Annotated in this window: 12 protein-coding genes and 1 pseudogene; all 13 read right to left on the bottom strand. The window is 74.8% G+C overall.

Features of this window, described 5'->3' with window-relative positions:
- Nucleotides 1–99: 99 nt before the first annotated feature.
- A pseudogene (locus ET471_RS11910) lies at nt 100–719 on the bottom strand (DivIVA domain-containing protein).
- A gap of 131 nt (nt 720–850) precedes the next feature.
- The gene (locus tag ET471_RS11905; RefSeq protein ID WP_129188597.1) at nt 851–1,138 is read right to left on the bottom strand and encodes a YggT family protein; all 288 of its coding nucleotides are present in this window, start codon (nt 1,136–1,138) and stop codon (nt 851–853) included.
- A gap of 87 nt (nt 1,139–1,225) precedes the next feature.
- Nucleotides 1,226–1,714 (bottom strand): cell division protein SepF, encoded by a 489-nt coding sequence (locus tag ET471_RS11900; protein WP_129188595.1) that lies wholly within the window; start codon nt 1,712–1,714, stop codon nt 1,226–1,228.
- A gap of 100 nt (nt 1,715–1,814) precedes the next feature.
- On the bottom strand, nt 1,815–2,639 hold the full coding sequence (gene pgeF, locus ET471_RS11895) for a peptidoglycan editing factor PgeF (protein WP_129188593.1): 825 nt from the start codon (nt 2,637–2,639) through the stop codon (nt 1,815–1,817).
- Between the two features lie 34 nt (nt 2,640–2,673).
- Nucleotides 2,674–3,954, bottom strand: a complete 1,281-nt coding sequence (ftsZ, locus tag ET471_RS11890; protein WP_129188591.1) for a cell division protein FtsZ — start codon at nt 3,952–3,954, stop codon at nt 2,674–2,676.
- 193 nt (nt 3,955–4,147) lie between these two features.
- Entirely contained in the window at nt 4,148–4,867 is a 720-nt protein-coding gene (locus tag ET471_RS11885; protein WP_242496271.1) for a cell division protein FtsQ/DivIB, read from the bottom strand.
- A 463-nt stretch (nt 4,868–5,330) separates the two neighbouring features.
- Complete coding sequence (murC, locus tag ET471_RS11880; protein WP_129188587.1) at nt 5,331–6,779, bottom strand: UDP-N-acetylmuramate--L-alanine ligase; 1,449 nt, start codon at nt 6,777–6,779, stop codon at nt 5,331–5,333.
- On the bottom strand, nt 6,776–7,921 hold the full coding sequence (gene murG, locus ET471_RS11875; RefSeq protein ID WP_129188585.1) for an undecaprenyldiphospho-muramoylpentapeptide beta-N-acetylglucosaminyltransferase: 1,146 nt from the start codon (nt 7,919–7,921) through the stop codon (nt 6,776–6,778). The genes murC and murG overlap by 4 nt, the downstream gene beginning before the upstream one ends.
- A gap of 31 nt (nt 7,922–7,952) precedes the next feature.
- Entirely contained in the window at nt 7,953–9,197 is a 1,245-nt protein-coding gene (gene ftsW / locus ET471_RS11870; RefSeq protein ID WP_129188583.1) for a putative lipid II flippase FtsW, read from the bottom strand.
- A 14-nt stretch (nt 9,198–9,211) separates the two neighbouring features.
- On the bottom strand, nt 9,212–10,681 hold the full coding sequence (murD, locus tag ET471_RS11865; RefSeq protein WP_129190954.1) for a UDP-N-acetylmuramoyl-L-alanine--D-glutamate ligase: 1,470 nt from the start codon (nt 10,679–10,681) through the stop codon (nt 9,212–9,214).
- Complete coding sequence (gene mraY / locus ET471_RS11860; RefSeq protein WP_129188581.1) at nt 10,681–11,763, bottom strand: phospho-N-acetylmuramoyl-pentapeptide-transferase; 1,083 nt, start codon at nt 11,761–11,763, stop codon at nt 10,681–10,683. The genes murD and mraY overlap by 1 nt, the downstream gene beginning before the upstream one ends.
- Complete coding sequence (locus tag ET471_RS11855) at nt 11,760–13,214, bottom strand: UDP-N-acetylmuramoyl-tripeptide--D-alanyl-D-alanine ligase (RefSeq protein WP_129188579.1); 1,455 nt, start codon at nt 13,212–13,214, stop codon at nt 11,760–11,762. The genes mraY and ET471_RS11855 overlap by 4 nt, the downstream gene beginning before the upstream one ends.
- Nucleotides 13,211–14,776 (bottom strand): UDP-N-acetylmuramoyl-L-alanyl-D-glutamate--2,6-diaminopimelate ligase, encoded by a 1,566-nt coding sequence (locus tag ET471_RS11850; RefSeq protein ID WP_129188577.1) that lies wholly within the window; start codon nt 14,774–14,776, stop codon nt 13,211–13,213. The genes ET471_RS11855 and ET471_RS11850 overlap by 4 nt, the downstream gene beginning before the upstream one ends.
- Nucleotides 14,777–14,811: the final 35 nt, after the last annotated feature.

Here is a 14,811-nt window from a genome sequence, read left to right as displayed (position 1 = left end):
CAGCGTAGAGGTACGGAAGGGCCCGCACAACATATGCCACGCCCAGGCGGGGCATCTGCCGTGCGGGCCCTTCCGGACCGTCGTGCGCGAGGTTCGACCTCAGAGCTGCGGGGTCGAACCCTGCGCCTGCGCGTTGCGGGACGGCAGGGCCGAGCCGCGGGCGTCGAGGTCGCCGAGGAGGTTCTGCAGGAAGCTCTTCAGGCGCGTGCGGTAGTCGCGCTCGAACAGGCGGAGCTCGTCGATCTTGCGCTCCAGGAGCGAGCGCTCCTGCTCGAGCTGCGAGAGCGTGCGGTGGCTCGTCTCCTCGGCCTCGCGCACGATGCGGGAGCCCTCAGACTTGGCCTCGGAGATGAGGCGGTCGCCCTCCTCCTGGCCCGAGCGCACGTAGTCGTCGTGCAGCTTCTGCGCGAGCTGGAGCATGCCGGTGGCGGACTCGGGCTCGGCCGTCTTCGGGGCGGGGCCACGGGGGCGGCCACGGGAGCGGCCGCGACGGGGGCCGGGGCGGCGGCGGCCGCGGCGTCGGACCGCGAGAGCTCCGCGACGCGGCGCTCGGCAGCGGCAAGCTTGGACCGCAGCTCCTCGTTCTCCTCCTGCACGGCGGAGAGGGTGCGCACGACCTCGTCGAGGAAGTCGTCGACCTCCTCGACGTCATAACCCTCGCGGAACTTCGTCGCCGCGAACTTCTTGTTGAGGATGTCCTCTGCGGTCAGCAGCGCCATCGTTTCACCTCACGCTCGTAGGGTTCGTCCGGTCGTTCGAACGACCACGGTAGCCGACACGACTGGTCGGGGCACCGCGACGTCGCCGGTCGCTCACGGTTCGTGCACGTCGTGCGCACGTGCCTGCCGGATCAGCGCCAGCCGGAGAAGACGTTCGACAGGATCAGGACGACGAAGAACACGAGCATGAACCCGATGTCCAGGCCGACGTTCCCGATCCGCAGGGGCGGGATCAGGCGCCGCACCAGGCGCAGCGGCGGGTCGGTGACCGTGTAGACCGCCTCGGCGATCACCAGGACCGCGCCCGTGGGGCGCCAGTCGCGCGCGAAGAACTGGACCCAGTCGAGCACCATGCGCACCACGAGGCACAGCAGGTAGAGCCAGAGCACGAACCCGATGACGTGAAAGACGGTTGCCACGCCGCCACCCTACGGGCTGGGACGCCGACGGCGGGCACCCGGGAACGGGTGTCCGCCGTCGGAGGAGCGAGCGGCGCCGACCGGACGTCAGCTCTGGTTGTAGAAGCGGCCGGGCGCCTTGGCCGTCGGACCCTCGACGTCCTCCTCGCCCGTGATCTCGACGTGCTCGGGCGACAGGAGGAACACCTTGTTGGTGACCCGCTCGATCGCGCCGTGCAGGCCGAAGATCAGGCCGGCCGAGAAGTCGACGAGGCGCTTGGCGTCGGCGTCGTCCATGTCGGACAGGTTCATGATCACCGGGGTGCCGCCGCGGAACGCCTCGCCGATGAGGCGGGCGTCGTTGTACGACCGCGGGTGGATCGTGGTGATGCGGCGCAGGTCGGACGCAGGTGCGACCTCACGCAGCGCGGGGCGACGCAGAGGCGTCACCTCCGCCGGGTACTCGTCGCGGTCACGCACGGGTGCCTCCAGCTCGTCCCCGAAGTCGTCGCCGTACTCGTCGGCGTAGTTCTCGGACTGTCCCTGGTCGTCGGCGAGCCCCAGGTACAGCATCGTCTTGCGCAGCGCTCCGGCCATCGCCCCTACTCCGTTCGTCGCGCCTGTGGTCGGTGTCTTGACGCTAGCCGCGTGGACACGGTAAGGAACGCGCGACACGCCGATGCCGGGACGTGCGCGTTCATGACAGGACGACCACTCCGGCCTGACGCCCCGTAGTGCTCCCGGCGGCGGTGGCGCGGCGGTGCGAGAACAGGTCGGGGTCCTCGAGGGTGCAGCGGTCGACGTGGACGACGTCGCGCACGCCGCTCGCGGCCAGCTGGGCGAGCACCGCGGCCGGCAGGTCGAGCGCGGGTGTCCCGGCCCGCGTCGTCGCGTGCGCGGCGGGCACGACGGCGGCGACGTCGTCGCGCATCGCGGCCGGGACCTCGTAGCACCGCCCGCACACGGCGGGGCCGACGGCGGCCCGCAGGCCCGACGTGGTCGCGCCGGCCGCGAGCATCGCGTCGACGACGCGGTGCACGACGCCGAGCCGCACGCCGCCGCGGCCCGCGTGCGCGACGCCGACGACACGCGCGGCGGGGTCGGCCAGCAGCACGGGCACGCAGTCCGCGACGAGGACGCCGAGGCCGAGGCCGGCCGCCGACGTCACGACAGCGTCGGCCTCCCCCGCCGCCACGGGCGGCGCCTCCGACGCCCACTCGGCCCGCTCGGACTCGCCGAGCACGAGGACGTCGTCGCCGTGCACCTGGTGCGCGAACGCCACCGGAGCGCCCAGCCACGCGCCGACGCGCGAGCGGTTCTCGCGCACGCGGGCCGCGTCGTCCCCGGTGGACGCGCCGAGGTCGAGCGACGACCACGGGGCGGGGCTGACGCCGCCGTGCCGCGTCGTGAAGCCCGCGACCACGCCGGCGCCGAGGTCGACCCGGAGCAGCCCCGCGCCGACCTCGTCCGGGAAGAGACCCTCCTGCGACCAGCCCGGAGGGGTGCCGAGGACGGACGTCATCCCCGGCACCCCTCCAGAACGGGTGCGCCTACGGTCACTTGAGGAAGTCGGGGACGTCGAGCTCCTCCTTGGGAGGAGCCTCGTTCCAGATGCGCGGCACCTCGACCGGGCGCTCGACGGTGACCCCCTGGGCCTCCTCGACCACGACGGACGCGCGGGCCGCGACGGGCTGCAGGCTCGCGGGCACGTCGTCGGGGTCGGCAGGGATCGGCCGCGGGAGCGTGTGTGCGCCCGTGACCGGCGGCTGCGGGACCGGCACTGTGGCCGGGCCGGCGGCGACTGCGACGTGCCCGGTGGGCGTCGTCGTCACGGTCGGCCGGGCCGGCTGGCCGGCGATCTGGCCGAGGCCGCCCTTGCGGACCTGCGGCACGCCGCCGTCGAAGCCCGCGGCGATGACGGTGACGCGCACCTCGTCGCCCAGGGCGTCGTCGATGACCGTGCCGAAGATGATGTTGGCCTCGGGGTGCGCGGCCTCCTGGACCAGGCGGGCGGCCTCGTGGACCTCGAAGAGGCCGAGGTCGGAACCGCCCTGGATGGAGAGCAGCACGCCGTGGGCGCCGTCGATCGACGCCTCCAGCAGCGGGCTGGAGATGGCGAGCTCGGCGGCCTGGACCGCGCGGTCCTCGCCGCGGGCCGAGCCGATGCCCATGAGCGCGGAGCCCGCACCCTGCATGACCGACTTGACGTCGGCGAAGTCGAGGTTGATGAGGCCCGGCGTGGTGATGAGGTCCGTGATGCCCTGGACGCCCGAGTGCAGCACCTGGTCGGCCGAGTGGAACGCCGCGATCGCCGAGACGTTGCGGTCCGACATCTGCAGCAGCCGGTCGTTCGGGATGACGATGAGGGTGTCGACCTCCTCGCGGAGCGCCTCGATGCCCTGCTCGGCCTGGACCGAGCGGCGGCGGCCCTCGAACGTGAACGGGCGCGTGACGACGCCGACGGTCAGCGCGCCGAGCGAGCGGGCGATGCGCGCGACGACGGGCGCGCCGCCCGTGCCGGTGCCGCCGCCCTCGCCCGCGGTCACGAAGACCATGTCGGCCCCGCGCAGGACCTCCTCGATCTCCTCCTGGTGGTCCTCGGCCGCCTTGCGCCCGACCTCGGGGTCGGCGCCGGCGCCGAGGCCGCGCGTGAGCTCGCGCCCGACGTCGAGCTTGACGTCGGCGTCCGACATCAGCAGCGCCTGGGCGTCGGTGTTGATCGCGATGAACTCGACGCCCTTGAGCCCGACCTCGATCATGCGGTTCACAGCGTTCACGCCGCCGCCGCCGATACCCACCACCTTGATCACTGCCAGGTAGTTCTGCGGAGTTGCCACGTCGATGCCTCTCGGGTCGATCCTCGTCCCCGACTCCCCCGGGCCCTCGTCGGCCAACCCTAAGGTTCGACTTGAGGGTCAGAGTTATGTCAGGTTGCTGCTGCGTCCGACGGTAAGCGGCCCGGTGTGACCCGGGCGGGATGCGGTCCGGCGTGTCGCCTCCGCGTGGTCCGCGCGTCGGGCGGCGTGACGGTCAACGGGTCACCGGGAGGTCCGGCGACCGCACGTCGTACACCGACGCGTCGGGCGCCGCCTGCTGCAGGGTCTGGACGACGGCGACCTTGAGCGCCATGCGCTGGTCGCTCCCCCACTTGACGGTCTGGCCCGAGGCGAGCGTCGTCTGGACGTCGTCGCGCGTGGTCGCGGTCACGCGCGTGACCTGCGACGCGAGCTCGGGCGGCAGGCCTGCGAGCACGCGCAGCGCGGCCTGGAGCGCGGGCGCGTCGTCGGCGCCGAGGCCCACCCGGACCTCCGGGAGGCCCTCCGGCCGGTCGGGCACCGTGCCCACGCGGACGCCGTCGGCGTCGACGAGCGCGACGCCGTCGTCGGCCGGGACCGCCGCAACGGGCTCGCGCGACGTGAGCGCCACGCCGAGCCCGTGCGGCCAGGCGCGCGTGATCCTGACGTCCTTGACACCGCCCAGCTCGAGGATCCGGTTGCGCAGGTCGATGGTGTCGAGGCGCGGCATCGGCATGCCCGCCTTCTCGGCCACGACGGCCTGGACCTGGGCGACGTCGATCGTCGTTCCCTGGCCGGTGATCTCGACGCGCTGGGCGTCCAGGGCGAGCAGCGGCGAGAAGAACGCACCCCAGACGACGACGCCGAGCGCGACGGCCGCGGCGGTCCACAGGGAGAGCGTCTTGAGCACGCGGTGGCGCCGCATCGCCCGCTTCTCGGCGAGACGGCGCGTCATCGCCGTCGAGACCGTGGGGCGGCCGCGGACCTGGCCGCGCGGCTGCGGGGTCGAGCCGGTCCGCGGGATGGAGCCCGTCCGCGGGACCGACCCCGTGCGGGGGCGCGGCACGGCCTCGGTGCGCGGGCCGGCGCCGGTGCGCGGGTTCGCTCCCGTGCGGGGGTTCGTGCCCGTCGCGGGCCGCGGGATCGCCTCGGTCCGGGCACCCTGCTGCGTCGTCCCGGTCCTCGCGGGCCTCGGGGGCTCGACGCCGGCGCCGCGGGCTTCGCGACGGCTGGCTTCGGAGGCACGCGGGGCCGGGCAGGGGGACGCACGCGCCTATCCTGCCGCGGACCCGCACCCGATCCGGGTATCCCCCGCCGGGCCGCCCGCACTCGGCGGCGTCCGGCGTCCAGACCTCCGGCGGCGCGACCTCCGGCCGTCCGCGTCCACCGGCCCGGCCTCCCGGCGTTCCGGGGCCCGATCAGCGCGCGAGCGCGGCGAGGATCTCCGGCCCCAGGTCCGTGACGTCGCCCGCACCCACGGTGATCACGAGGTCTCCGGGCCGTGCCAGGGAGGCGACGACACGGGCCGCCTCGTGCTTGTCATCGACGGCACGCACGCCCCCGCCCGACGCCGTCGCCGGCAGCAGGTCGGTGATCGTGCGGGCCGTGACCGACGGGTCGACGTCCTCGCGGGCCTTGTAGATGCCCGTGACGACGACCTCGTCCGCGAGGGCGAGCGCCGCGGCGAAGCGGTCGGCGAAGATGCGCGTGCGCGAGTAGAGGTGCGGCTGGAACAGCACCAGCACGCGGCCGTCGCCGGCCACGGGCCGCGCCGCGCGCAGCAGCGCCTCGATCTCCGTGGGGTGGTGGGCGTAGTCGTCGACGACGCGGACGTCGCCGGCCGCGCCGCGCGGCTCGAAGCGCCGGCCCGTGCCCACGAACGCGGACGCGCCCGCGACGGCGTCGGCGGCCGGCGTGCCGAGCAGCGCCGCCGTGACGACGGCCGCGGCGGCGTTGAGGACGTTGTGCGCGCCGGCGACCGCCAGGCGCAGCGGCTGCGGCGCATCGCCCAGCGGGCCGCCGCTCACGGTGGCCGAGGCGCCGTCCGCGCCCGAGACGACGTCGCGCACCACGACGTCGGCGTCCGGCGTCGTCCCGTACGTGACGACGGTGCCGCCGTTCGCGCGGTGCGCGGCCGCGAGCGCCGTGGCGCCGGCGTCGTCCGCGCACGCGACCAGGACGCCGCCGGGGCGCAGGCGGCCGGCGAAGGCGACGAACGCGGCGTCGAAGGCCTCACGCGTGCCGTAGTGGTCGAGGTGGTCGGGCTCGACGTTGGTGACGACGGCGACCGTCGGGGCGTAGTTCAGGAAGGAGCCGTCGGACTCGTCGGCCTCGGCGACGAGCACGTCGGACGTGCCGCGGTGCCCGCCGGGGACGGCGGTGACGGACCCGTCGTCGGCGCGCACCCGCACGGTGCCCCCGATGGCGAAGGACGCGTCGACGCCGGCCGCGCGCAGCACGGTGGCGACCATCGCGGACGTCGTCGTCTTGCCGTGGGCGCCCGCGACGGCGACGGCGCGCTGCCCGAGCATGAGCGAGGCGAGCGCCTCGGAGCGGTGCAGCACGCGGATCCCGGCGGCGCGCGCGGCGGCGAGCTCGGGGTTGGTCTCGCGCACCGCGGAGGAGACGACGACGGTGTCGACCAGCGGGCTGCCGTCCGCGCCGACGACGTGGGCGGCGTCGTGGCCGACCCAGACGCGCACGCCGTCCTCGCGCAGCGCGGCGAGCGCGGGGCCGTCGGCGGCGTCGGAGCCCTGGACGTCGACGCCGCAGGCGGCGAGGAGCCGCGCGACGACGGAGACGCCCGCGCCGCCGACGCCGATGAGGTGGACGCGGCCGAGGTGCTCGACCGGGAGGGCGGCGCTCATCGGCCCGCCTCCGCGACGGCCTGCTCGACGAGGTCGGCGACGCGGGCGGCGGCGTCGCGCACGCCCGTCGACCGGGCGGCCTCCGCCATCGCGGCGAGGCGGGCGGTGTCGGCCAGGAGGGCGGGCACGTGCGCGGCGACCCACGCGGGCGTGAGGTCGGCGTCGTCGACCAGCAGGCCGCCGCCGGCGCGGACGAGCGGCGTCGCGTTGAGGCGCTGCTCGCCGTTGCCGACGGGCAGCGGCACGTACACGGCCGGGATGCCGAGGGCGGCGAGCTCGCACACCGTGCCGGCGCCGGAGCGGGCGACGACGAGGTCGGCGACGGCGAGCGCGTGGTGCATCTCGGAGAGGTACTCACGCACGTGGTAGCGGTCGGTGTCGGTGAGCGGGTCGATGCGGGCCAGCGCCTCGCGGACCGGCCCGTCCTTGCCGCGGCCGGTCAGGTGCAGCACCTGGGCGCCGGCGGCCAGCAGCTCCGCGGCCGCCCCGACGACGGCCGCGTTGACGCTCAGCGCGCCCGACGAGCCGCCGGTGACGAGCAGGGTGGGCCGGGTGGGGTCGAGGCCCAGGGCGTCGGCGGCCGCGACGCGCGTGCCCGCGGCGTCGGCGTCGCGCTGGTCCACGAGCGCGGCGATCTCGCGCCGCAGCGGCAGGCCCGTGACGACGCCGCCGCGCAGCGCGGTGCCCTCGAACGTCAGGCCCACGCGCGCGGCCCAGCGGGCGCCGAGCTTGTTCGCGAGGCCGGGACGGGCGTTCTGCTCGTGGATGACCACGGGCACGCCGCGGCGCCGGGCGGCGAGGTAGGCGGGCGTGGAGACGTACCCGCCGAACCCGACGACGGCCTGCGCGTCGATCTGGTCGATCGCGGCCTCGGCGGCCTTGACCGCGGCGCTGAGCTTGCCGGGCAGCGTCAGCAGGTCGGCGGAGGGGCGGCGCGGCAGCGGCACGCGGGGCACGGGCCACAGGGGGTAGCCGCGCGCGGGCACGAGGTCGGCCTCAAGGCCCGTCGTCGTGCCGAGCACGAGCACCTTGGCCCCGGGCTCCCGGGCGCGGAGCTCGTCCGCGACGGCGAGCAGGGGGTTCACGTGGCCGGCGGTACCACCGCCGGCGAGCACGACGGACTGGACGGGGCTGTCACTCACAGACGACGACCCTACCGGGAGCCGCGGGGGGTCACCGCCGCCGGCCGGGCCTCCGCCGGACGCCGAGCACGGCCAGCGAGCGGCGCACCACGCTGCCCCGCGCCGCGAGCGCCTCGGCGGCGCCCGGCTCGGAGCGCGCGAACGAGATGACCATGCCGAGCGCGGCCATGGTGGTCACCAGGGCGGAGCCGCCCGCGGACACGAGCGGCAGCGGCACGCCGATGACCGGGATGATCCCGATGACGACGCCGATGTTGATGAACGCCTGGCCCACCACCCAGCACGCCACGGCGGCCGTCGTGATCTTCACGAAGGGGTCGGGGTGGCGGCGCACGACGCGGCTCATCGCGATGCCGAGGGCGACGAACAGGCCGAGCACCATGAGGGTGCCGAACAGGCCGAGCTCCTCGCCGATGATGGCGTAGATGAAGTCGTTGTGCGCCTCGGGCAGGTAGCGCCACTTCTCGCGGCTGGCCCCGAGCCCGACGCCGAACAGGCCGCCCGTGCCGAGCGCGAAGAGGCCGTGCTGCGTCTGGTAGCAGATGCTCGTGACGTCGCAGTTCGGGTCGTAGGCAGCCAGGATGCGGCTGACGCGGTTGCTGGAGCCCAGGACGAACACGTAGCCGACGATCACCGCGGCCATGCCACCACCGAGGGCAAGCAGGCGGGCCGGTGCGCCCGCCACCCAGAACGCCCCGAGCACGAGCCCGCAGACGACGAGCGCCGTGCCGAGGTCGTGCCCGAGCAGGACGAGCCCGATGACGAGCACGGCGCCCGGGGCGGCGGGGAGCAGCGTGTGGCTCCACTTGCCGAGCATCCGCTGCTTGCGCCCCAGGACGTGGCCGAGCCAGATCGTGAGGGCGAGCTTGCCCACCTCGGCGGGCTGCATGGTGAAGCCGCCCAGGGAGATCCAGCCGGAGTTGCCGCCCTGCGTGCGGGCCAGCGCGGGGATCAGGGTCAGGGACTGCAGGCCGAGCGCCACGAGGAGCGCGGGCCAGGCGAACCGCTTGTACCAGCGCACGGGCAGCCGGGCCGCGACGATCATCACGGGCAGCCCCATGAGGAAGAACTGCCCCTGGCGCACGAACTCGGCGTACGGCGAGTGGCCCGCGGCGATCGAGGTGATGGTCGAGCTCGACAGCACCATGATCAGGCCGACGACGAGCAGCAGCCCCGTCGCGCCGGTCAGCGAGTAGTAGGACGTGACGGCGGAGTTCCACTGGCCGAGCCACTGCCGCTCGTGGGTGCCGGAGCCCGTGCTCGTGGTGACCGCCATGCTGACCTCTCCCGCTACCGCATCGCCTCCACCGCCGCGGCGAAGGCGTCGCCCCGCTGCGCGTACGAGCGGAACTGGTCCTGCGAGGCGCCGGCCGGGGCGAGGAGCACGGTGTCGCCCGGCTGGGCGAGGGACCGTGCCGCCTCGACGGCGCGGCGCATCACGGAGTCAGTCTCTCCGGGGTCGACCACGACCACGGGGATCTCGGGCGCGTGTCGGCCGAGCGCGTCTGTGAACGGCTCCGGGTCGACGCCGATGACGACGGCGGCGCGCAGCCGGTCCGCGCGCGAGGCGACGAGCTCGTCGAACCGTGACCCCTTGGCCAGGCCGCCCGCGACCCACACGACCGACCCCGCGGGGAAGCCCGCGAGCGAGGCCGCGGCGGAGTGCGCGTTCGTGGCCTTCGAGTCGTCGACGTACGTGACGCCGTCGATCGCGCCGACCTGCTGGATGCGGTGCCCGCCGGGGCGGAACGCGCGCAGGCCGTCGCGCACGGCGGCGGCGGGCACGCCGTGCGCCCGGGCGAGCGCCGCGGCGGCGAGCGCGTTGGCCACGACGTGCGGCGGCAGCGCCCCGCCGGGGGCCAGGTGCTCGAGGTCGGCGAACGTGCCGAGCTCGGCGGCATAGGTCAGCCGGTCGACGGCGTCGGCGGGCGCGTGGAACGCGCGGTCCACCAGCACGTCCTCGACGACGCCGAGCTGCCCGGGCGCGGGGGCGCCGAGCGAGAACCCGACCGCCCGGGTGCCGTCGGCGACGTCGGCCTCGCGGACCTCGTGCTCGGTGGCGGCGTCGGCGGCGTTGTAGACGCACGCGACGGTCGCCCGCTCGAAGATGCGGCCCTTGTCGGCGCCGTAGGCGGCCATGGTGCCGTGCCAGTCGAGGTGGTCGTCCGCGAGGTTGAGGATCGCCCCCGCCTCGACGGCCATGGTGTGCGCGAAGTGCAGCTGGAAGCTCGACAGCTCGACCGCGAGGACGTCCAGCGTCGGGTCGAGGGCCGCCTCGACGAGCGGGGTGCCGACGTTCCCGACCGCGCGCGTGCTCAGCCCGGCGGCGTCGAGGATCGCGGCCAGCATCTCGACCGTGGTCGTCTTGCCGTTGGTGCCGGTGACGGCGAGCCACGGGGCGGGGCCCCGGCCGTCGGCGCGGTCGACGCGCAGGCGCCAGGCCAGCTCGACCTCGCTCCACACCGGCACGCCCGCCGCGCCCGCCGCCACGAGCAGCGGGTCGCTCGGCTTGAACCCCGGCGACGTGACGAGCACGTCGACGTCGGCCAGCAGCGCGGCACGCCCGGCGTCGTCCGCGGGGAGCGGGACGTCGGGCTCGCCGCCACCCGGTCCGGACGGGGCGGTGGTGACCACGGACGCGACGTGCCCCGGGAGCGCGCCGGCCACGGCGCGCCCCGTGACGCCCAGCCCGGCGACCAGGACGCGCGCCTGCGCCAGAGGCACGCGCGGCTCGACGGCGCCGTGCTGCTCGAACGCCATTACGAGACCACCCACTCGGCGTAGAAGATGCCCATGCCGAGGGCCGCGAACAGCCCGGCGATGAGCCAGAACCGGATCACGATCGTGACCTCGCCCCACCCCGAGAGCTCGAAGTGGTGATGCAGGGGCGCCATCTTGAACACCCGCCTGCGGGTCATCTTGAAGAAGCCGATCTGGATGATGTCGCTCATCACGATGATGACGAACATGCCGCCGATGATCGCCGCGAGGATCTGCGTGCGCGACAGGATCGACAGCGCGGCAAGCGCGCCGCCCAGGGCGAGGGCGCCCGTGTCGCCCATGAAGATCTTCGCCGGGCTCGCGTTCCACCACAGGAACCCGAAGCACGCGCCGACGACGGCGGCCGCGACGATCGCGATGTCCTGCGGGTCGCGCACCTCGTAGCAGCGTGGCCCCGCCACGGCGAAGCGCTGGCACGACTGGTTGAGCTGCCAGATGCCCACGAGCACGTAGCCGAGGAACACCACGAGGGAGACGCCGGTGGCCAGACCGTCGAGGCCGTCCGTGAGGTTGACGGCGTTCGACCAGGCGGTGATGAGGAAGTTCGCCCAGATCACGAAGAGGATCAGGCCCACCGTGGCGCCCGCGAACGCGAGGTCCAGGTTGGTGTCGCGCAGGAACGAGATGCGTGTCGACGCGGGCGTGCGCCAGTTCGAGTTCGGGAACTGCAGCGCGAGGATCGCGAACGTGACGCCCACGAACCCCTGGCCGATGATCTTGGCCCGCGGCGTCAGGCCCAGGGAGCGCTGCTTGCGGATCTTGGTGAAGTCGTCGGCGAAGCCCACCAGGCCCAGGCCGGTCATGAGGTAGAGCGAGAGCCACACGGTCGCGCTCGGCCACCTGTCGCTCACCGCCATGGCCGCGCCGACGCCGATGAGCGTCGCCCCGATGATGACGACACCGCCCATGGTGGGCGTGCCGCGCTTGGTGAAGTGGGCCGTCGGGCCGTCCTGCCGGACGAACTGCCCGTAGTTCTTGCGGACCAGGAACCGGATGAACAGCGGCGTGCCGAACAGGGCCACGACGAGCGAGACGCCCGTGGCGACGAGGATCGCGATCACTGGGCGGCGCCCAGCGTGCCGGCGGCCAGCTCGTCGCCCAGGCGCCACAGCCCCGAGCCGTTGGACGCCTTGACCAGCACGACGTCGCCCGGTCGGACGAGCTCGTCGAGCGCGGTGCGCGCGGCGTCGAGGTCCGGCACGAACACGGTCTCCTCCCCCCAGGAGCCCTCCTGCGTGGCCCCCTCGTGGATGTGGTACGCCCCGTCGCCGACGACGACGAGCAGCTTGATGTTCAGTCGGACCGCGAGGAGCCCGATCTCATGGTGCGCCACGCGGGCGTTCGCGCCCAGCTCACGCATCTCCCCCAGCACCGCCACGGAGCGGCGCTCGCGCCCGGCCATGACGGCCAGGGAGCGCAGCGCGGCCCGCATCGACTCGGGGTTGGCGTTGTAGGCGTCGTCGACGACCGTGACGCCGTCGGGCCGCTCCGTGACCGCCATGCGGTGCGGGCTGCCCGGCTCGGCGGCCGAGAGCCGCTCGGCGACGACGGCGGGCGACGTCCCGGCGAGGATCGCGGCCGTGGCGGCGGCGAGCGCGTTGGAGACGTGGTGCTCGCCGACGAGGCGCAGCGAGACGGGCAGACGCAGGTCGTCGGCCACCTCGCCCGCCGCGGCGACGCGGGCGCGCACGCGCAGCGTGAACGAGGCGCGGCCCGTGGCGTCCACGGTGACGTCCTCGGCGCGGACGTCGGCGGCGGGCACGCGGCCGAACGTGACGACGCGGTGCCCCGCGGCGGTCGCACGCGGGGCGAGGCCCAGCACACGCTCGTCGTCCGCGTTGAGGACGGCGACGCCTCCCGGGACGAGCCCCTCCAGCACCTCCGCCTTGGCGTTCGCGATGGCGTCCTGGCTGCCGAAGAACTCGATGTGCGCCGTGCCGACCATGAGGATGACCGCGACCTGCGGCCGCACGATCGACGCGAGGTAGCCGATGTCGCCGGGCTTGTCCGCGCCGAGCTCCAGGACGAGCTTGCGCGTCGCCGCGGTGCCGCGCAGCACCGTGAGCGGCAGCCCGACCTCGCTGTTGTACGACCCGACGGGCGCGACCGTGTCGCCGTCCTGCTCCGCCACGAGCCTGCCCAGCAGGTCCTTCGTGGTGGTCTTGCCGGCGGATCCCGTGATGCTGAAGACCTTGACGGCCGGGTTCGCGGCCCGCAGGCGCTCCAGCACCACACGGGCCAGGTCACCGAGCGCCCGGGGCACGTCGTCGACGACGACGACCGGCAGGCCCCCGACCTCGCGCGACGCGAGCACCAGGGCGGCGCCGTCGGCGACCGCGCCGGCGGCGAAGTCCGCGCCGTCGACGTGCTCGCCCGGGATGGCCACGAAGAGCGCGCCGGGCTCCACCTGCCGCGAGTCGGCGACCACAGGCCCGGTCACCCGGACGTCGGGGTCGGCGGCCAGGCGGCCGCCCGTCGCCTGCGCCACCTCGGACGCGGTCAGCTGGATCATGCGGTCCTCTCGTTCAGTGCGGCACGGGCCTCGACCCGGTCGTCGAGCAGGACGTCCACGCCTGCCACGTCCTGGATGGTCTCGTGGCCCCGTCCCGCGATGAGCACGGTGTCCCCCGCGGCCGCCTCGGCGACCACCTGCCGGATCGCGTCGGCCCGCGGTGCCTGCTCGCGGACCTCCACGGTACGGGTCGCGGCCTCCCGCTCGGCGGCGGCACGCGCGCCGGCGAGCACCTCGGCGCGGACGGCGGCCGGGTCCTCGCCGTGCGGGTCGTCGTCCGTCACGACGACGACGTCGGCGCCCGCGACGGCGGCCGCCCCCATGGCGGGGCGCTTGCCCTTGTCCCGGTCGCCCGTGGCGCCGAAGACGACGACGAGCCTGCCCGGCGTGGTGGCGCGCAGCGCGCCGAGCGCAAGCTCGAGCGCCTCGGTGTTGTGCGCGAAGTCGACGACGACGCGCGGGTCGGTCTCGCTGCCCGCCCCGACGACCTCCATGCGCCCCGGCACGACGCCCGCCAGGCCGCCGCCCGTCGCGAGCGCCTCGGCCACGTCCTCCAGGTGCGCGCCGCCCTCGACCACCATGACGAGCGCGAGCGCCGCGTTGGCGACGTTGAAGTGGCCCGGGAGCGTGGTCGAGGTGCGCAGCGTGCGGCCGTCCGTGTGCGTGACGGTGAACGCGGAGCCGGTGCCGTGCGGCGCGACGTCGGAGACCGTCCAGTCGGCGTCCGGGCCGTCCGGGACCGTCCGCAGGGTGGCGACGGGCACCTGAGCGGCGTCGGCCATGCGCACGCCCCAGGCGTCGTCGACGACGACGACGGCGCGGCGCGAGTGCTCGGGCGTGAACAGGAGCGCCTTGGCCTCGAAGTACGACTGCATGTCGCCGTGGAAGTCCAGGTGGTCCTGGCTCAGGTTGGTGAACCCGGCGACGCCGTAGCGGACGCCGTCGACGCGGTGCAGCGCCAGGGCGTGCGAGCTGACCTCCATCGCGAGCGTGCGGACGCCGTCCTCGCGCATCGCGGCGAGGAGCGCCTGGAGGTCGGCGGCCTCGGGCGTCGTGAGGCGCGAGGGCAGCACGCGGTCCCCCGAGCGCATCTCGACGGTGCCGATGAGGCCGCTCGTGAAGCCGAGCGAGCGCAGCAGGTGGTCGAGCTGGTAGGCCGTGGTCGTCTTCCCGTTCGTGCCCGTGACCGCGAACGTGGTCAGGTGCTCGGCGGGCGAGCCGTAGACCCACGCGGCGACGAGGCCGAGGATCGCGCGCGGGTCGTCGGCGACGAGCACCGGCACGGTCATGTCGGCCAGGAGGGCGGCGCCGGCGTCGTCGGTCAGGACGGCCGTGGCGCCGCGCGCGACCGCGTCGGCGGCGAACCGGGCGCCGTGCGCGTTGGCGCCCGGCAGGGCCACGAACAGGTCGCCGATGGAGACCACGCGGTTGTCGGAGGCGACCGACGTGACGGTCTCCTCCCCCCACGGGCCCGTGGCCCGGAGGTCGAACGTGTGGGCGAGGTCCCGTACCCGGCGGGCCGCGGTGGCAGCGGGCCGGATCCGTTCGAGCGGGGTTGTCACGGAGTAGACCCTAACGGTTCCCGGAGCCGCCTCCG

The organism is Xylanimonas protaetiae (genome assembly GCF_004135385.1).
Lineage (GTDB): Bacteria > Actinomycetota > Actinomycetes > Actinomycetales > Cellulomonadaceae > Xylanimonas > Xylanimonas protaetiae.
Note: the sequence above shows the minus strand (reverse complement) of the source record. Positions and strands in the feature narration are given on the sequence as shown.

Coding starts and splice junctions, on each gene's coding strand:
- ET471_RS11900 (WP_129188595.1), bottom strand. CDS start 1,714: ATGGCCGGAGCGCTGCGCAAGACGATGCTGTACCTGGGGCTCGCCGAC.
- pgeF (WP_129188593.1), bottom strand. CDS start 2,639: ATGACGTCCGTCCTCGGCACCCCTCCGGGCTGGTCGCAGGAGGGTCTC.
- ET471_RS11885 (WP_242496271.1), bottom strand. CDS start 4,867: ATGACGCGCCGTCTCGCCGAGAAGCGGGCGATGCGGCGCCACCGCGTG.
- murC (WP_129188587.1), bottom strand. CDS start 6,779: ATGAGCGCCGCCCTCCCGGTCGAGCACCTCGGCCGCGTCCACCTCATC.
- ftsW (WP_129188583.1), bottom strand. CDS start 9,197: ATGGCGGTCACCACGAGCACGGGCTCCGGCACCCACGAGCGGCAGTGG.
- murD (WP_129190954.1), bottom strand. CDS start 10,681: ATGGCGTTCGAGCAGCACGGCGCCGTCGAGCCGCGCGTGCCTCTGGCG.
- ET471_RS11855 (WP_129188579.1), bottom strand. CDS start 13,214: ATGATCCAGCTGACCGCGTCCGAGGTGGCGCAGGCGACGGGCGGCCGC.